Origin of the sequence: Nostoc sp., from assembly GCF_036917515.1 — a bacterium.
Taxonomy (GTDB): Bacteria; Cyanobacteriota; Cyanobacteriia; order Cyanobacteriales; family Nostocaceae; genus Nostoc.
The window spans coordinates 19852-38124 of record NZ_JBALDE010000203.1 but is presented as its reverse complement, the minus strand read 5'-3'; the positions used below and the strand labels follow the sequence as shown (position 1 = coordinate 38124).

Annotated in this window: 13 protein-coding genes; 6 read left to right on the top strand and 7 right to left on the bottom strand. The window is 41.0% G+C overall.

The window, feature by feature from the left end; genetic code table 11:
• Positions 1-43 precede the first annotated feature (43 nt).
• Both V7K89_RS26840 and V7K89_RS26835 read left to right on the top strand, forming a co-directional pair.
• Positions 44-823: a class II aldolase/adducin family protein gene (locus V7K89_RS26840; protein ID WP_292871525.1), complete on the top strand. Its 780-nt coding sequence runs from the start codon at positions 44-46 to the stop codon at positions 821-823.
• A 242-nt stretch (positions 824-1065) separates the two neighbouring features.
• On the top strand, positions 1066-2166 hold the full coding sequence (locus tag V7K89_RS26835) for an LLM class flavin-dependent oxidoreductase (RefSeq protein WP_335192649.1): 1101 nt from the start codon (positions 1066-1068) through the stop codon (positions 2164-2166).
• A 357-nt stretch (positions 2167-2523) separates the two neighbouring features.
• On the opposite strand, the gene V7K89_RS26830 is transcribed toward V7K89_RS26835, so the two are convergent.
• Entirely contained in the window at positions 2524-3396 is an 873-nt protein-coding gene (locus tag V7K89_RS26830) for an SDR family oxidoreductase (protein ID WP_335192647.1), read from the bottom strand.
• Between the two features lie 383 nt (positions 3397-3779).
• Positions 3780-4487, bottom strand: coding sequence for a TetR/AcrR family transcriptional regulator (locus V7K89_RS26825; protein ID WP_335192645.1), 708 nt, complete (start codon positions 4485-4487; stop codon positions 3780-3782).
• 129 nt (positions 4488-4616) lie between these two features.
• Between V7K89_RS26825 and V7K89_RS26820 the strand changes: the two genes are divergently transcribed.
• Positions 4617-5102, top strand: coding sequence for a hypothetical protein (locus V7K89_RS26820; protein WP_335192643.1), 486 nt, complete (start codon positions 4617-4619; stop codon positions 5100-5102).
• Positions 5103-5507: 405 nt separating this feature from the next.
• Here the strand turns inward: V7K89_RS26820 and V7K89_RS26815 are convergent, their stop codons facing one another.
• Positions 5508-6251 (bottom strand): tetratricopeptide repeat protein, encoded by a 744-nt coding sequence (locus tag V7K89_RS26815; RefSeq protein WP_335192641.1) that lies wholly within the window; start codon positions 6249-6251, stop codon positions 5508-5510.
• A 640-nt stretch (positions 6252-6891) separates the two neighbouring features.
• On the opposite strand from V7K89_RS26815, the gene V7K89_RS26810 reads away from it, so the two are divergent.
• Positions 6892-8655 (top strand): trypsin-like serine protease, encoded by a 1764-nt coding sequence (locus V7K89_RS26810; RefSeq protein WP_335192639.1) that lies wholly within the window; start codon positions 6892-6894, stop codon positions 8653-8655.
• Positions 8656-8899: 244 nt separating this feature from the next.
• On the opposite strand, the gene crtO is transcribed toward V7K89_RS26810, so the two are convergent.
• The 4 genes from crtO to V7K89_RS26790 all read right to left on the bottom strand — a co-directional run bounded on the left by crtO (position 8900) and on the right by V7K89_RS26790 (position 14894).
• A complete protein-coding gene (gene crtO / locus V7K89_RS26805) occupies positions 8900-10594 on the bottom strand; it encodes a beta-carotene ketolase CrtO (RefSeq protein ID WP_335192637.1) in 1695 nt (564 codons plus the stop codon).
• Positions 10595-10818: 224 nt separating this feature from the next.
• On the bottom strand, positions 10819-11559 hold the full coding sequence (locus tag V7K89_RS26800; RefSeq protein ID WP_335192635.1) for an LmeA family phospholipid-binding protein: 741 nt from the start codon (positions 11557-11559) through the stop codon (positions 10819-10821).
• A gap of 98 nt (positions 11560-11657) precedes the next feature.
• Positions 11658-13034 (bottom strand): cytochrome P450, encoded by a 1377-nt coding sequence (locus tag V7K89_RS26795; protein ID WP_335192633.1) that lies wholly within the window; start codon positions 13032-13034, stop codon positions 11658-11660.
• A gap of 477 nt (positions 13035-13511) precedes the next feature.
• On the bottom strand, positions 13512-14894 hold the full coding sequence (locus V7K89_RS26790; RefSeq protein ID WP_335192631.1) for a cytochrome P450: 1383 nt from the start codon (positions 14892-14894) through the stop codon (positions 13512-13514).
• Positions 14895-15080: 186 nt separating this feature from the next.
• On the opposite strand from V7K89_RS26790, the gene V7K89_RS26785 reads away from it, so the two are divergent.
• Together V7K89_RS26785 and V7K89_RS26780 are read left to right on the top strand one after the other, a co-directional pair.
• A complete protein-coding gene (locus V7K89_RS26785) occupies positions 15081-17294 on the top strand; it encodes a phosphoketolase (protein WP_335192629.1) in 2214 nt (737 codons plus the stop codon).
• 653 nt (positions 17295-17947) lie between these two features.
• Complete coding sequence (locus V7K89_RS26780) at positions 17948-18211, top strand: DUF1579 family protein (protein ID WP_335192626.1); 264 nt, start codon at positions 17948-17950, stop codon at positions 18209-18211.
• Positions 18212-18273 lie beyond the last annotated feature (62 nt).

Sequence of the window (18273 nt, the reverse complement as noted above, 5' to 3'; positions counted from 1 at the left end):
GGCAGCATAGGTCTACTTAATCCATACGTAGGAGTTGAAAATTATGGTGCAAACTTCTCTCGTCCGCCCCAGCAATCCCTTTCAACCACCGACCTTCGTTTCCATTGAATCAGAGCGTCGCCATCGCCAAGAACGCTTGGCAGCAGCCTTTCGGGTATTTGCGCGTTTGGGTTTTGCTCAAGGATTGGCAGGACACATCACTGCCCGCGATCCCGAACTTACCGATCATTTTTGGGTAAATCCCTTTGGGATACACTTCAGTCGCATTCGGGTATCAGACCTGATACTAGTGAATAGTGAAGGTCAGGTAGTCCAAGGTGAAGGTAAAGTTAGTCAAGCAGCATTTGCCATTCACTCTCAAATCCACGAAGCCCGCCCCGATGTCATTGCAGCGGCTCATGCCCATTCTTTCTATGGTAAAACTTGGTCATCTTTGGGTCGGTTGCTCGATCCGATTACCCAAGATTCCTGTGCTTTTTACCAAGATCATGCTCTATTTGATGATTTTACAGGCATTGTCTTGGAGACAAGTGAAGGAAAACGCATTGCTCAGGCACTAGGTGATCGCAAAGCTGCGATTTTACGCAACCACGGAATATTGACCGTGGGACACAGTGTAGATGAAGCAGCTTGGTGGTACATCAGGTTAGAGGATACTGCTAAGGCGCAATTGCTAGCAGAAGCCGTAGGAAAACCCGTCCTAATTGACCATGACATCGCCTTAAAGATCCAACAACGCGGTGGTACTCACCAAGCAGGCTGGGGTGGATTCCAGTATTTATGGGATGAAATTACCCACGACCAACCAGACTTATTTGATTAGGGATTGGGCATGGGGGAGCCACCGCGGTTTTCTCCTAAAGGGAGAGACTAGCGCCAAGGGGTCTCACGCCACTCCCTTCAAGTCGGGCATTGCCCGCCCAACGGGGTGGCTCCCCAAGTGGAGCAAGTGGCGTCATAGGGCATTCGATATTGGTTATTAATTCTTCTCCCCTGCTTCCCCTGCTTCCCCATCTCCCCTACTCCTCTGCTCCCCACTCCCCAACATTTTCAGGACAATTAATTATGCCAATTGAATTTATTGGATTGATTCGGACAAAACCGACTTCGGAATTAAATAGTGCATCAGGCAGTCTGGGCGATGACATCATTGATACAGCTTATGTTCGTGAATTTGCCAAAGCCCATGAAGAAGGAGGCTTTGACAAAGTATTGATTGGCTATAGTTCTAGTAGCCCTGATGGTTTGACTGTTGCTAGTTTCGCTGCTTCAGCAACCGAGCGATTGGGCTTTTTAATTGCTCATCGTCCGGGTTTTGTTGCACCAACTTTGGCAGCTCGCAAAGCAGCTACTCTTGACCATTTTACCAACGGTCGGATCGCAATACATATCATTACTGGTGGCAGCGATACTGACCAGCAAAAAGATGGCGACTGGCTGGATCATGACAGCCGTTACCGTCGCACCGATGAATATTTAGAAATTGTTCGTCGTGTCTGGACAAACGACATTCCCTTTGATTACGAAGGTGAATTTTACCGCATCAAGGGTGCTTTCTCTGCGATCAAGCCGTTGCAAAAGCCCCACATCCCGCTTTACTTTGGTGGTGCATCTGAACCAGCCGTACAGGTAGGAGCTAAACACAGTAATGTCTACGCCTTGTGGGGTGAGCCAATTGCCGCAGTTAAAAAACGAATCGCAGAGGTCCGTGCTGCCTTACCGCTTGGTCGTTCCATTCGCTTCAGCGTCTCCTTGCGACCGATTCTTGGTGATACAGAAGAACAGGCTTGGGAGAAAGCACATAGCATTTTAGCGCGAATTCAAGAGTTGCGAGGAGGCGCAAAATTAGCTGCCCCAGCTAGACCACAGGCGGTAGGATCGCAACGTCTGCTGGATTTTGCAGCCAAAAATGAGATTTACGATAAGCGTCTATGGACACCGATCGCAGCAGCTACTGGTGCAACAGGCAACACCACAGCTCTAGTGGGTACACCAGAACAAGTAGCAGAGGCTTTGGTTGATTATTACGATGCAGGTGTGACTACTTTGTTGATCCGGGGCTTTGATCCTTTAGAGGATGCGATCGCTTATGGGCGTGATGTCATACCTTTAGTACGTGCAGAAGTCGCGCGACGAGAACGGCAAACAGTGAGAGTCGGGGTTTAGCGATCAATCTAACGGCACACCTTGGACATTTCATCGCGATGTCTACGACGGGCTACGCCTACGCTCAAATTCATATTTCTATTCTGAAACACCATTTTTTCCTTATCTTTGCAGAACAAACACATCTAAATTCTGAAAATGAAAATACAGATAGAAATAATTAAATCCCACATTCTGTTGTTAGTTTAAAAATCTTGGTAAGAAGGGAGCAACGCGATTTTGTAGGAGCAGGATAAATTATCAATTACATCACTAAATTCTCAATAAAATAGTTTTTTTGTTGCGCTCGCGTAGCGTACCGAAGGTAATCGCATCCCAAAATAGCCTATTTGCGTTTTTTAGTTTTAACACTTAGCCTTAACTAAATTGTATTGCCTCTAATTCTTCCCTTACAGATAAAGGCTGATACCCCAATACAAAAGCTTTGGAACTATCCAAAGAAACATCTATTGGTCTAGGGGCTGCCATTTTCACATCTTGTTGTCGGCAGAATTTGAGCTTAGTGGCGGGAAGTTGAAATACTTCTACTAATATCTGTCCAAAATCATAACGTGAAATCCGCTCTTTGCCACCTAAGTGAATGATACCATTAACTTTTTCTAATGCTAATAAAAGTCCTTTGGCAGCAGATGTTCCACTTACTGGTGTACGAAATTCATCTATAAATAAGCTTAGTTCTTTATCGGCTTGTAAAGTTTGAATAAATGCCTGAATAAAGCTTTTAGCTGTGGGTGTTGCTGCACCAAACATTAACGGCATTCGACACACTGCGGTCATGGGATATGTTTCTAGCATATCTGCTTCTGCGATCGCTTTTTGCTCACCATAAAGATTGACAGGACACACGGCATCTGTTTCTCGATATGGAGCATTTAAGCCATCAAAAACTAAGTCGGTTGAGGTAAAAGCACAAGAAATAGAATTATCCGCACAAAGTCCGGCAATATTGCAAGATGCGATCACATTAATTGCATGCGATTCTTTAGGGTGGGTTTGACAAAAATTTGGTTGCGAATGTGCAGCAGTATGAATAACTGCTGTTGGTTTGACATTACTAAATATGTGCTGCAATTCCTGAAAATCTGTTAAGTTCACTTTTACCATTTTGATGCCAGGAATCTCTAAAGGATGGGAAAAATAAGTACCATAAATTTCCCATTCTTGTTTTGCAAGCTGGCAAAGATGCCAACCTAAAAAACCACTTGCTCCGGTGATTAACAATTTTTTCATGTCTAATCCTAAATCGCTCAAAAAATCCTTGCTATAACAATACCTTAGCTAATTTACGAGGCTTGGGAATAAGGTTTAGCTGAGTGAATACAACCTAAAGAGGTGAGTTTGTAGAAAATCTTGGTCAATAAAATAGGCTCAGGTTTTTGAGGAAGGATTTTGATCATTATCTGTAAGGTATGCCGTCGTAAATATAAAACATGACTTACGCAAAAAAGTTCTAGCAGTAATTCATGAATTTAAGCTACGACAAATCAGGTTTTTGAGACAATTTTATGTAAGTCCTATAAAAAATAGAGCGCTGGGGCATCGCGTTCTTAAAGCTCAGTTAATGCCAAGCAAGTCAAAGGTAATGCATCCCAACTGACGAGGATCACCTCAAATCAAAGTTTCGTGTCGATGAACCGCGTGAGCCACTCATCAAAGAGGGCGCGTTCCGCAGTGGTAAACGGACGTGCATCCTGCGACAAGGATGCTTTGAGAGCTACCGCGTAGCGGGTTGCATCGCTGCGGGGAGAGGGCAAAGTATGCGCGGACTCAGTGTGCGGGTCGGTGGTGATCGCCGCAAGGACCGCCTCACGGGTGGCGACCGAAAGCGTTCGGTCATGACTCGCACCGCCTTGCGCAATCAGTACGAGGACGACACCGGTCCCAGCGGCATACAGCATGTCCGCCGCACGCTCGATGCTGACGCTCAAGCGACCGGACTCGGCTACCCGCTGCACTCGCTCAAGAAGTACATCCTGCAATTTGACAGCAGTGGGATGCGGCATACCCAGGCGGGGATTGCCGTACATCAGCGTGTACAGGGCGGGGTTAGCCAACCCGAAATCAACGTTCACGTCCCAGCCTCGGCGTAGGTCTTCCACAGGGTCTTCATCGGTCTCGCCCTTAAGATGGCTCGCAAGGTAGGTAGCGTAGCCCTGGCTGGAGACCGCGTCAAGCAAGCCCTGCATATCGCCGAACTGACGATAGATCGTTGGGATCTGTACGCCGGCGGCACTACTGACAGCCCGGGTGGACACTGCCTCGCGTCCCCCCTCGGTCAGTAGACGCGCCACAGCCTCCAAGATGCGATCGCGAGGATTCATATCAGTACTGCTATTCATGCTAACCATGATAACAATAATCCGTTAGCAGGTATTGTGTTATCAGTGAAATCATGTTATGGTTATCGCTGTAAAAATTTATCAGGTAGTTTAAATCTCGTATTAAAACCAATGACAAAACGATTTATGTTTAATACTTTACTAAGTGTTTCCGCATTAGTATTATTATCATCTATACCGAAGACACTGGCAGAACAATCAGTTCCTACTACTTCTTTGAATCCAAATTCGGTTACACAGAGCGAGTTAAACCTTAAACCTTCTTCTCAATTTGTTCTAGCAAAAAATAAATATCCAAAACGAATATCTGCTGAAAAGTATAACAAAGCATACGATATCCTTAAAAAGGCAAGGGCTCTTAACGATACAGATAAACCTGCTCCAAAAGGTACTACTGTTCCATTTTGTCGTGCTTTTGACCTGTTTGGTGCTGCTCAATATGAGCGTCAAAGTGCGGATAAATTTGCAAGTGAGAATGATCATCCAAAAGAATCTCAACAACGTTTTATTGAAGTTGATTCAGCTATGAAGGAAGCAGGAAAAATAGTAGGGATTTCTGAACATGATTTATTAAATTTTTACTCTTGCCCATATTAATTAAACTATTCGCAATTCCTATTATAACTTTGTGCGCTTTTAAGGATGGGCAAAGATGATCTCCTTTGCGCGGATCGAACTTCGACATATTGACCTTAAAAGAACTCTTGATCATGCCACTACTAAAGTTAATCTCTGTTTTGTCCGACTGATACTTAAAAGACTGGCAACTGGTTAGATAGATCCCAAATGGGTTCTATAAAAATTAATTAACCGTAGAGGAGGAGATTTCCGTGGGCGGGTTTCCTACGTCAGTCCGCACAACGGGGGGAAAATACGCAAGCGGCTGGCTCGACTTGAGGAAAGTGTCCGTCGTGCAGAGAGAGAAATCAGAGATTTTCACAACTCATTTAGGATTGCTATACAGCAAGTTTATATTCTACACTGAGTGGTGGTTAAAAAATGCTATTGAAGTAATTCTTGAAACTGCTTTTGACTACGCACTTTGCTAAAGTCTGGGTCACTTTTTGCTAATTTCTTGTACTTATTAGGAACAAGCTTGATTGCTTTGTCTAGGTTCTCAATTGCTAATTCCAGATTGCTTTGTAAAGCATAAGAGCAAGCTTTGTTGTAATATGCTTGGTGCAAATCTTGCTTGATGGCGATCGCTTTATCATAAGATACAATACCATCTTGGTAGCGGTGCAGCTTTGTCAGAGCAATGCCTCGGTTAATTAAGGCTTCATATTTGTCGGGTTTGATGGCAATCGCTCTATTATAAGATGCAAGAGCATCTTGGTAGCGTTGCAACGATGTTAGGGCGATGCCACGATTATACCAAGCTTCATATTTGTCGGGTTTGATGGCGATCGCTTTATCATAGGATGCAAGAGCGTCTTGGTAGCGTTGCAACGATGTTAGGGCGATGCCACGGTTAATCCAAGCTTCAGGATTCTCAACTTTGATGGCGATCACTTTATCATAAGCTTTTATGGCATTTTCATAATTTTGTCTATCTAATAAATTATTACCTTGATGAAAAAAATCTTCTGCTTTTTGCGTAGCCTTCGCTTCTATGAAAAGTTGGGTTACATTGCTTTCTTGGACAACCTGTGTAGTATTTTCTGCCGATGAGTTTGCCCCATTACTACAGCTAAATGTCAAGAAAGCTATTAAGCCAGATGCAAGGAAGCAGTGCCTAAAAACCATGCTGTACCTACAAAAATTATTAGATGGTATTAAAATTTGTTAGTTTTTTGAGTATTATCAAAATACACTAGTTTTTACCCATTAATTTATTTATATTTTTTTCAGAAAGAGTTTTGTTGACGATGCATAAAACTTTATAAAAAGCAAGCGTATATGATATTATCATATTAAATACACAGAAAGCAATCGCTTAAAACCTACTTTACTTAAAAAATAATTATTTGTGTTGCTATATATATTGCGTAGCTGTTACCCATCGTAAACATCGCACTTGTGTAGTAGTTTACCCTAATGAAAAGCTTCTTCAATCCGCCAATGCCGACGGTATAAATCAGTCAGTATCACAGGGATGAGGACAGAAGTAATATCAGAATCGCTAGTTTTTCTAACCTTTATCTATATTAATTAGTTTTATTTTTCTTCAAAATAAAACTGAAAGTCAACTCTACATTAATGATAAATCGTAGAAATAATTTATGTTAAATATATGAAAATCTATAGGTTTAAGATTACTTAAAAACTTAATAATAGAAAATATTTTTCATAAAAATTGCTAGTGGATTGCTAATGCCATGAGATAAGTTTTGGCATTAAATTTGTATATTTTGTATTTATTATTTTCTATTAAGGATCTAAAACTATGTCTATTTTCTCCCCTGATGGTCGGACAAAAGTTAGCAACACGACAACTTTTCCGTTTAGTGCTATAGGAAAGATAAGAATACGTTGGAAAGGGCCAGATGGGATTATTGATACTGCTGATGATATTATCGTCAACGGTTCTGGTGCAATGATTGATCCCTACCATTTTTTAACAGCAGGACACTGTGTGTATGATACGAGATATGGGGGTTGGGCAGATAAAATTGAGGTGATGCTTGGTTCTAAAGGAAATATCATTGCTGGTACAAACCGGGCTGACTATGAATACTATAGTGAAGCCAAATCTGCTTATACACGTTCTTTTGAAGGATGGACTCAAGGAGATCAAACTAAAAGCGAAACTTTTCAATACGATATAGGATTGGTTACTCTTGACCGCAATATTGGAAACTTCACTGGCTGGTTTAACTATGGATATGACGATAATCTCAGCAGTGGAACTTTAATGAATGTCACTGGATACCCTGCTGATAAGTTTGATTCCAACAACGATGGAAAATCAGACAACTATGATATTTGGACTCAGAGTGGAAAAATCACAAGTATAACTGACTCGACCTTGCGTAGTAATGAGCTAGATATTATACCTGGAAATAGTGGAGGTCCTCTCTGGCTTAATAAGTCCAACACAAATGAACCAACTATTTATGGAGTAGCTTCTAATGAGACAACCACCAACAACACTCCGCTTTACAACGAGTTTGCCCGAATTACAAGCACTCGATATAACGAGATTCAAAACTGGATTGACGAAGACACTACCGCCCGCAAACCCATTGACAAACCTGACTTAGTAGATTCTGACGTGTGGTTTAACACCACTCTTGGAAATTTTAATAATAACACTATCCAATATGGGGAAAATTTCAATATCACAGTCTATCCTCGTAACAATGGTACGGCCGCAACAGGCACTTTCTCAGTTTCTTTTTACGCTTCTACTGATGCCAACGTCACTAATAATATTGGTTCTCATTACTTAATTGGTAATACAACTACTTCTTCAATTAATCCATTCAATTCCGGAACAGCGACTTGGAGTGGTGCGTTTCCTAATATCCCAACTGGAAATTACTACGTTATTTCATTTCTAGACCCAACTAATTCAATCCAAGAGTTTGATGAAAGTTTAACCAGCAACCAAAAGGTATTTAGAACTTTACTCACTGTTACCGATAGTACGCCCAGTACGGCACCTCTGAACGTTTCTTCAACCGTTAGCTCTCCTTTATCAGCCAATGAAGAAAATCTCACTTTGACAGGTACAGATAATATTAATGAGATTGGTAACTCTCTTAATAATGATATTACTAGTAATAGTGGTAATAGCCAGCTAATTGGTGGAAATAGCAATGATATCCTTATCGGAGGAAGTGGTAACGATACTTTAGTTGGAGATTTAAGTAACGATAACCTAACGGGAAGAACTGGTTCTAATATTTTTACTATTAATACCCCTTCTGAGGGTATTGATAATATTACAGATTTTTCACCCTTAGATGACACGATCAATGTTTCTAAAATAGGATTTGGAGGTGGACTTAGTGAAGGTATACTTCAAGCCACGCAATTTTTTATCGGTTCAGTAGCACAAAATAGCAGCGATCGCTTTATCTATAACCAGAATACAGGGGGTTTGTTTTTTGATGCTGATGGTACAGGCTCATCTGGTCAAATCCAAGTTGCTCAACTAGCAACAGGTCTAGCCATGACTAATACAGATATTTTCGTGATTGCCTAAATAATCCAAAACTTATACCAATTATCTATAAAGTTGCACATTATTTTGACCTCTGGCAACCTCCCCGCGAGTTCGGGAAAGTTACCAGAGGTCTTTTCCATGCATCTTTATGCAGAATTGCTATTACGCATTGAAAACCTGAAAATAGATTCTCTGTAACCCTTACAAATATGGCTGGCTATTAAGGGGTTGGGATGATTGGGATGATACTTATGCGTAAGTCCTAAATCTATCTGTGCAACGCTTAATTAATGCCAAACACTGATTCGACAGTTGACTTAATCGAATCCCGCGCATCTTTCAAAGTTTGGCTAATGGGATGTTTCGCCTGCAAAAATGCCCGCGCACAATTGCGTCCCGGCATTCCCGAAATTGAACCACCTGGATGAGTCCCTGCACCAGTCAAAAATAGATTATCAATTGGCGTTTTGTAATTGGCTATTTCTGGCAAGGGACGGAAAAATATCATTTGATCTAGAGTCATATCAACATGATAATAATTCCCTTTGTACGCACCTAATCTTTCTCCTAGTTCGGCTGGACTTTCTACTCGACGGGCGATAGTTGCATCTTTGACATTGGGTGCATAATCTGCCAATTTATCAATCACCTTATCTGCAACTTTGTTTTTCAATTCATCCGTCCAACCAGTACCTTTTAAACCAGTACCTTCTGCACCAGCAATTTGATAAGGGGCAAAAAACTCAATCCATAAAGTGTGCTTACCTGGTGGTGCTAATGTCGGATCTAAATAACTAGGCAGCACCAAATACATTGATGGGTCAGCATCAGGAATTTCTCCCAAAGTACATTTACTGTGAGCCTGTTCTACATGAGCTACAGAATCAGCAATTAAGATAGAACCGACGAGATATTCGTCTTTGTGAGCGTGGTGTGGAAAGTGCAGTGGTTCGTTTAAAGCCAAATCTATTTTGAGGATAGTCTCGTTGTTGTTAACGATGCGGCGTTCTAATCTTTCCCATAACTCTGGGTCGGCTGCATTAACCTCGCTTTTTTCAGTCATTTGTAAGAACAACCGCTTGGCATCAATATTAGAAATAACCCCGTGTTTAGCACGATATTCTTTACCACCAGCAACCCGCACACCTATAGCTTTGCCATCATCAACTAAAACTTTTTCAACATGCTGATCTGTGAGAATAACACCACCTTTACTTGTGACTAAATTCACCAAAGCTTGCACAAGTGCGCCTGTTCCGCCGCGAGGTCTGGCCATCCCTGGATTATGACGCATTGCCATCATAATTGCACCAATGGCAAGGGTTTTTTGTGATGGTGGTGCACCAAGTTCTGCTGCTAGTCTGGCTAGTGGTGCTTTTAGAAATTCTTCATCAAACCACTCGTTAAGTAAATCTTCAGCGCTGGTTAACATCGTGCGAATGAAATCCAGCGTTTTGTTAGGGGAACCAATAACTGAAACTAAATCTTTTATTTTGGTGATGTCGTAGTTACCAAGGATATCTATAACTGATTTTGGCGGTGCATTAAACATGGGAATCATTGCACCTAGTGCTCGCTGCCAAAAGTTTACAAATTCTACATATTTTTTGGCATCACGTTCGTTGTAACGGGCAATTTCTGCAGAAGTCTTTTCCACTGATTTATGTCCTAAGAAATACTTCCCATCAGGATGAGGACAGAAAACAACTGGGTCGCACTCCAGATAATGCAAGCCGTATTTTTCTAGTTCTAATTCTTCAACAACTGGCCCTAAATGAATAAATTCATGGTCAATAGCACACAAGTTAAATTTAAATCCTGGAGCTTCTTGGGGTAGACATTCTTCAGTTGTTGCTGCACCACCTGGTACAGAACGCTTTTCTAGTAACAGGACACTATAACCAGCTTTCAGTAAATAAGCTGCACAAACTAATCCATTGTGTCCAGCACCAATAATCACAATATCATACTCTTGCATAGTCGAAGTGTTTCGATTAGATAGCTTCTTAGATTTTAGAAAGTATTTTTAAAATTTACACCTATCGGCAGTTATAAAAAGTAACTGTTTAATATCTGTATTGAAGTATGTCCTAGCAGCTAAAATCAAAATTAGGAAAAATCACCTATTTTATTTTTATGGCTAGGATTCATATTTATCTAATTTAATGCTTTTTTGACAAATTAATAACCACGGATTACAGTTTACAATGAAGGTATTTGCTTCAACTTCGTTTCTACCAAAAGTATCATTCTGTCCTTTTCTACCTCTAATTTTTTGATGCTAAATACCGTATCCTCATACTGCAAATAGGGTAAATTTACTAGTTCTTTAACCTTCTGCATTAATGCCACAACTATTTCTAATGAAATGCCTTCACCCTCGTTACAGTTGAAACTTTCCAGTATTATAGGTTGCGAATGAGTACGTGGGTGAACCATTGCAGTAAAACTCAATTGCCGAGTATTGCCAATCTCATGTAGCAGCACTGTTCCTTGAAATGCCATCTTACCTTCACCAGGTAAAAATACCTGAATTTGTTTCGCCTCAAAACTCACTATTTCCTCATCTACTTTCAAATCAAACTTTTGCGGCTTGCTGCGAACAAAATCTGAAGCTAAAGCACGGTTAATATCTGACTCTGTGAGTACAACCCGAACAGCAGCATTTACTGGCTGGTTTAGTTCTATCTGACCAAAAAGAGCAGTTAACGGATTGATGTCAATGTTATCTGTTTGTAGTTTGATTTCCTGCACGCGGATGTCTTCTTGTATAACTAATCCTTCACCTGCGAAGGAAACTCCATCCGCCTGTCCCTGAACTATCTTGACTAAATCAGTTTGTACATTTATGTCTATTTTTTCTACTTCATCTAACCCTTGGGATACCATCATTTCAGCGCCCTGAGATAGAACTTTTTCTTCCAGATTATGTTCGTCTTGCATGAGTTAGTATTTCCTAATTATCCTCTTACTACTTACTGTAAAGGCTAGATACTAGAGAGCGAATCTATATTTCGGTATATAGTCAGAGAATTGAGTAATCAAGTAAAGGATATTGTTTCTCTTTTAACTTTTGCCTTTTTGGTAACAACCATTTTTACACCGCCGCTAGGGACAATAGTAATACCACGACGGACTGGATGTACTGGACGTTTATCAGTAAGCGTTAGTTGAAAATGCGATAAGATTATGGCTGTTACTAATTTTAATTCATACATAGAAAATGCTCCACCAATACAACCGCGATAACCTCCACCGAAGGGTAAATATTCGTAAGGTGAAAATTTTTGGTTGAGGAATCTTTCTGGACGAAACTTTTCTGGTTCTGGGTAAGTGTCCGTTCGGCGATGTGCTAAATAAATACAGGGAACTAAAACTGTTTCTGATGTAAATTTATGCCCCATAATTTCTACTTTATCTTTAACCATTCGCGGTGTGCAAATTAAAGCAATAGGATGAATTCGTAGTGTTTCTTGACAGACGGCGGTAAGATAAGGTAAATGTGTAATTGCTTCTGGATTTGGAAGATCATTTAAAGTGTTAAGTTCTTGCATTAGCCGATGTTTCACTTCTGGGTGAGAGTGAATTAAATAAAATATCCAGGCTAATACACCAGATGTAGTTTCATAACCCAACAACAATAATGAAACTAATTGATCGCGTAATTCCTCATCTGTCATCTGTTGCCCATTTATGTCATGCGATGACATCAGCAGACTGAGAATATCTGTACACGCAGCATCTTTTTGGCAACGTCTTTCAGAAATTTCTGCATAAATAAGTTTGTCAATTTGCTCTCGTCTTTTTAAGAAAACTCCCCAAGGACTCCATGCACCTAAATCTTTTTGCAGCAACGGAAAGAAAAATAAGCTGGAATACCAAGGTTTAGTTACGTCTTCTAATAAAGAACTCAATTGTTCTTTTAATTGTTGGTAACGCACACCATGAGTAATTCCAAATACCACTTGTAATATAATTTCTAAAGTGATATTTGACATTGATTTGTGTATACAAATATTTGTACCTGATGTCCAAGCTTGTGTAAGCTCTTTAGTAATTTGGCAGATTGTTTGTCCATAAGACTTTAAATTATCGCCATGAAATATTGGGAGTAATAGCTGCCGTTGTTGTTGGTGCGATCGCGCTTCTTGAAATACAATAGAATTCTCTCCAAACAAGGGTTTAAATACATGGGTTGCTTTCTTAAAATCTAACTTGTGTGCAGAGATGGCAAAACAGTCGCTAATTGCTTGGGGATGGCTAAAAAATACTATCGGTGGCGACTTTAAACCCATTACCCGCATTGTGAAAATGCCACCATACTTGGCAGCATAATTTTCTAAAGTTTTTGTGGGTTTAGCAATTAATTGCAGAGTTTGCAGCAATGCTGGTGTGCTTAGATTATTAAGTGTTTTCACTGTTTATTTCTATACCTTTATAATTCAATAAGCTGCAAATAATCCAATAGCTTGAGGTCAACCTTGATTCTCCTTAACTTCCTTTTTAAAGAGGGAATTATCGCAAGTCTTTTTAATACTTTGGCGGGATATTTGGGATTTGTGTAACTAAGTTAGCTATTCTGGCAAATCATTACTATTAAGTTTACAAGGATAATAATATTTTTTCTGATTTGTAGAGGTATTTATAGAAAAAACTTACTTAATTATATTGGAATACACTCCATAAAGTTACGTCTTTTGGTGATATTAAAATTTATTGTATTAGTGTATAAAATCAGTATTAAAATCCGTTTTTTACACTTTTAGTATATTAAAATTCCCCATAAATCTCCTTAAAAGAGGACTATGGGGGATTACTTAAAAGTATTAAAAATCTATCTAAATATATAGATGGATGTTGTAAGTTTACTGAACGCAACTATCAAACCCCCAGCATCAAACAGTGGTTGTCTGTAGAATGGGAGACTTCACCTGACGTTGACTCGTGACAACCATCTCAATCGGACGATCTGGGCCTGTCACCAAACCACGGCGCTTAGGTCGCACTTCACCTTTATTAACTAGTTCTAATGCCTTACTAGAAAGAATTTGAGCAAGTGCTAGCTTCATTTCCAACTGGGCAAAAGCTAGACCAATACAACGTCTTGCACCACCGCCAAAGGGCAAAAATTCATAGGCAGAAAATTGCCGTTCTAAAAAGCGTTCTGGCTTAAACTGCTTAGGTTCTGGATAAATATCTTCCCGTTGATGGGTCAGATAAATAGAACCAATTAGGACTGTACCGGATTCTAGTTCGTAACCGCCTAGCGATATCGATGTTCTTACTACCCTGGGAAAAGTTAGTATAGCTACTGGATAAATCCGCAATGTCTCGGAACAAACAGCGTTGAGATAAGGTAATTTAAAAATGGTGCTGGGGTCTGGATTATTGCCCAAGCTATCTAATTCTTGCAGTAGCTTTTGGCGCACTGATGGGATTTTGTGAATCCAGTATAATGCCCATGCTAAGGCTGTTGCTGTGGTTTCATGACCAGCGACTAACAGAGTCATCAATTCATCGCGCAACTCTTCATCAGTCATAGGTTGACCTGCTTCATCTCTAGCAGCCATGAGTAAACTAAGAATATCCGTGCGTGATGAATCTGGTTGTTCTCGACGTTCTCGAATTTCCTCGTAGATGAGCTGGTCAGCTTCTTGCTGGAGGCGCATCTGTTTTCCCCAGAAGTTAATCGGGCCAAAATCTCTTTGCAAAGCTGGAAAATAAAGCAAAGCCACACTTAACCGAGAACTGGCTTTTTCTAAAAGTTCGCTCAAAAAATTCTGTAGTTTTTCGGCGCGAGGCCCTTCATATAGCCCAAATACAGCTTGCATAATCACCCGCAGGGTAATGGCTTGAGTAGCAGACCGAATATTGAAGGGTTTGCCTATCTGGTATTGGCTGATGACTTGCTTGGTGACATCGGTAATTACCTGACTATAATTCCGCATTCTTTCGCCGTGAAAGGGAGGCATTAACAACTGGCGCTGACGCTGGTGTTCTGCGCCGCTGATGGTAATCACAGAACGTTTACCCAGTAAAGGTTCAAACAGCTGATTCACATCGCCAGGCGCTTCCAATTCCTTGGTATCAGTTGTCAAAATTTGCTGTAGCGCTTGGGGGTTGGTGACGACTACCATAGGAGGCAGATTTTTGTCAAATCTGAGAGTAAAAATCTCGCCATAGTTTTTGGCACAAGCCTCCATAAATAACATCGGATTAGCAATCCAGCGTAGCATCTGTGAAACTGCTGGAGTTTGCGGGCCATTTGGGAATCTCATAAATTTTTTGCTGCTTAATATTTTTTTGCTACTTCAATTAACTGAAATTTTGGTTGCGTAACCATTTAAAGTACTTATTCTAACGTTGTAAAAAAGCAATAAACTGTTACAACCTCAAAGATGTAAAATTTTTGTTAAATTCAACGAGCATCTACAGTTTCACCTCATCGTCAAAAGGTACTCAGCATGACTGCAATCTCCCCAAAGCCATCTTCAGCGCTTCCCAATTTTTCTGAAGGAATTCAATATTTTGGTGAAGTTTTACCAGATTTTGAAACTTATGGTGCAACTCCTGCTATTGAGTCGGGCAAAGTAGCGATCGCATCACCCACAGACAAAGCAGCAGTATATCAAACTTTACTTGCTGCTGATGCCTTACGCTACCTGACTTTGCAAGTTACCGGTAGTAAGGCTTCTGGGCATCCCGGCGGATTCGCCAGCCAAGCAGAAGCTTACGCATCTCTTGTCATGCTGGGATACAAGAACATTATTACCGAAGTCGGACACCACGCCCCCGGATTTTATAGTGCCATGTTCTTGGATCGTTCGCTAGAGGACATGGGAATTTTTACAGTCCAACAATTGCGCGATCGCTTCCGAGAAAAACACGGATTATTAGGACATCTTTCTGGTTTCATTCCGGGTATTCTCGCACCTGCGGGACCTTTGGGACAAGGGCAACACTTTGCAATGGCGGCTGCACTGTTACACAAAGATAAATTATTCCCCTTTACAGTTGGGGATGGTGGATTGGGTGAGCCTTATATTGTAAGTGCGATCACTCACTTTCATACTGCTTATCCTGCTGTCACCAACTTTTTACCGATATTAGTGTGGAACGGTTACAGCCAAGAACATCACAGCATGGTTTCTTTAAAAACCAACCCAGAGATGCAAGCATATTGGCAAGGTAACGGTTTTGATGAAGTTGTGTTAGTTGATGCCAAAGACTTTGATGATCAAGACCAGCCAGGGGATTACGTTGATAGTACTGCCTTTTCCTTTGAGAAGCGGCTAGAATTTACTCAAGCAGTACTTTCGGGTGTGGATAAAGCAGCGCGATCGGCCCTTGGTGGTAAACTTACCGTCTTCATCATTAAACAACTTAAAGGTGCAGGAGTCCACGCGCGGGGTGCAAAATCTCACAACCTCTATCCTAAAGATACGCTGGACGCGCCGCATATTGTCAGTGCATTGCAAACCCGTGCTTTGTCTGCGGAAGCTTGGCAATTAGTCAGAACAAATGCAGAACGCGCCGGTGGTGGCCCAGCAGCGAAAACTGTGGTGACAGAATTTGAATTACCATTGCCAGAATTAGGCGAATTACCTTTAGAAGAATATGCAGTTGGTGGCGAACCCAAAGTTTCCACAACTGCGATGGGACGATTGGTAGGAATAGTTGGAAATAAAGATCGGAATTTCCTTGTCACCAATGCTGATGGTAATGAAGCATCTGGAATTGCTAACATCAACCAAGCATTAAAGATTATCCACCCCACAACCGACGATTTATATTATCAAGCACCAAACGGACAAGTTTATGAACCATTGAGTGAAGATGCTTGTGCCGGTTTAGCTGCGGGTTTGGCGTTAATGGGTGCGAGAACTTTGTGGTGTTCCTACGAATCTTTTGCCATCAACGGAGTACCAATTTGGCAAACTGTGACTCAAGCAATGGCAGAATTACGCCGTCCTACACCCTCGACTATTACTTTATTCACAGCTGGCGCATTAGAGCAAGGACGCAACGGTTGGACTCACCAACGTCCAGAAATTGAGGCTTACTTTGCTTCGTTAATGCGAAATGGAAATGTTTTTCCATTATTTCCCCCCGATGCTAACAGTATCCAAGTCTGTTATGACTGGGCACTGAAAAGTAAGAATAAGGGAATTGTAATTACTGCAAGTAAAACGCCGTTGCAAATTCGCACAACTTTAGAACAAACTCGTCAAGGGTTACGCGATGGTGCAGTAGTATTACACGAAATCGCTGGCGATAAAAAAGTTGTATTTGCTGTAATTGGTGATATGACATTAATGCCAGTATTTGAAGCTGCTGCTTTCTTGGAAACTGAAGGTATTGGCGTAAAAATAGTTTCTGTGATCAATCCTCGGCAATTGTATCGTAGCAATGATACCGCGTGGGATACCTGTTCTGAACCTGAAGGCGGTTTCTTGGATGATGCAAAATTTGCCGAATTATTTGATGGGGATGCGTTAATTGCGGTGACGGGTGGTGCAGCGGCGGTACTCGAACCAATTTTGTTACGGAGTAGGGCGAAGCGCGACACTTTTGCTTGGAAGCGTGGCGAAACTACAGCTAGTGCTGGCGAGTTGATGGCGTTTAATGGATTAACTGCTGAAGCGTTGACGAAACGTGCGATCGCGTTAGTACATTAAAGTTAGAATAGTTTTTCATTTTATTGCAAATATACGTATATAAACGCTAAAAACTTGCGTTCAATGCGTATATTTGCGTTTTTTTTAGAAGAATTTAGCAGACAGGAGAAATAGGGGTAAATTTGCTGAAATTCGTTGACAATAACAGGTTTACGAGTTCAAAAGTTAGTTTACAAGCCGCAAAAGTTAGTTTACAAGCCGCAAAAGCTAGTTTACGAGTCGCAAAAGTTAGTTTACGAGTTCAAAAGTTAGTTTACGAGTCGCAAAAGCTAGTTTACGAGTTGCAAAAGTTAGTTTACGAGTTCAAAAGTTGATTTACAAGCCAGGACAAAGCGCGATACTTTTATGGAAACATGGCATTTAATGGATTAACTGTGGAGGCTTGACGAAAGGTGCGATCGCAACAAGGCGTCCCAATCTTAGGGTGACACTCTACGGAATTCCTGTCTACTTTTGACTTCGCCAACAGCATCATCTGTGAGTCAAAAACCTCAATTAGCCAATCTATGATAGTATTTACGTACTATTAAGTCAGGAATTTCCATCATTTTACCCCGTTTCTAGCCTCTTGGGGTGGCTTTGCTGACAGTGTTGCAATTCGCGCTAATCGCATTCCTCAATTTCTCAATGATTCATCAAAAGGAGCTAAAGCAATGGAGATAACCAAAACACAACAGGAGCCAACAATGAATACTGAGCCACAAAAGAAACATCAGTGGCTACAGAAACTTGTCGGTGAGTGGACTTATGAAACAGAGGCAATGATGAGTCCAGATCAGCCGTCTGAAAGAGCAACAGGAACGGAAAGTGTGCGATCAATTGGTGTTTCTTCAACGGTGGCAACCCCCACACAAAACTGGCTCCTGAATTGGAGACTACAGATAAATTTGTACAATGGATTAATCTTTGCTCGCTGAATAAAAAGTGGGATGCTCCCTTTCAATTATGCTTAATGCTAATGTCATGCTATCACTATAAA

What these genes read in the sequence shown, in the direction of transcription:
- V7K89_RS26780 (WP_335192626.1), top strand. Translation starts at nt 17,948, where the DNA reads ATGGAGATAACCAAAACACAACAGGAGCCAACAATGAATACTGAGCCA.
- V7K89_RS26825 (WP_335192645.1), bottom strand. Translation starts at nt 4,487, where the DNA reads ATGAATCCTCGCGATCGCATCTTGGAGGCTGTGGCGCGTCTACTGACC.
- V7K89_RS26790 (WP_335192631.1), bottom strand. Translation starts at nt 14,894, where the DNA reads ATGAGATTCCCAAATGGCCCGCAAACTCCAGCAGTTTCACAGATGCTA.
- crtO (WP_335192637.1), bottom strand. Translation starts at nt 10,594, where the DNA reads ATGCAAGAGTATGATATTGTGATTATTGGTGCTGGACACAATGGATTA.
- V7K89_RS26815 (WP_335192641.1), bottom strand. Translation starts at nt 6,251, where the DNA reads ATGGTTTTTAGGCACTGCTTCCTTGCATCTGGCTTAATAGCTTTCTTG.
- V7K89_RS26835 (WP_335192649.1), top strand. Translation starts at nt 1,066, where the DNA reads ATGCCAATTGAATTTATTGGATTGATTCGGACAAAACCGACTTCGGAA.
- V7K89_RS26830 (WP_335192647.1), bottom strand. Translation starts at nt 3,396, where the DNA reads ATGAAAAAATTGTTAATCACCGGAGCAAGTGGTTTTTTAGGTTGGCAT.
- V7K89_RS26810 (WP_335192639.1), top strand. Translation starts at nt 6,892, where the DNA reads ATGTCTATTTTCTCCCCTGATGGTCGGACAAAAGTTAGCAACACGACA.
- V7K89_RS26840 (WP_292871525.1), top strand. Translation starts at nt 44, where the DNA reads ATGGTGCAAACTTCTCTCGTCCGCCCCAGCAATCCCTTTCAACCACCG.
- V7K89_RS26820 (WP_335192643.1), top strand. Translation starts at nt 4,617, where the DNA reads ATGACAAAACGATTTATGTTTAATACTTTACTAAGTGTTTCCGCATTA.
- V7K89_RS26800 (WP_335192635.1), bottom strand. Translation starts at nt 11,559, where the DNA reads ATGCAAGACGAACATAATCTGGAAGAAAAAGTTCTATCTCAGGGCGCT.
- V7K89_RS26785 (WP_335192629.1), top strand. Translation starts at nt 15,081, where the DNA reads ATGACTGCAATCTCCCCAAAGCCATCTTCAGCGCTTCCCAATTTTTCT.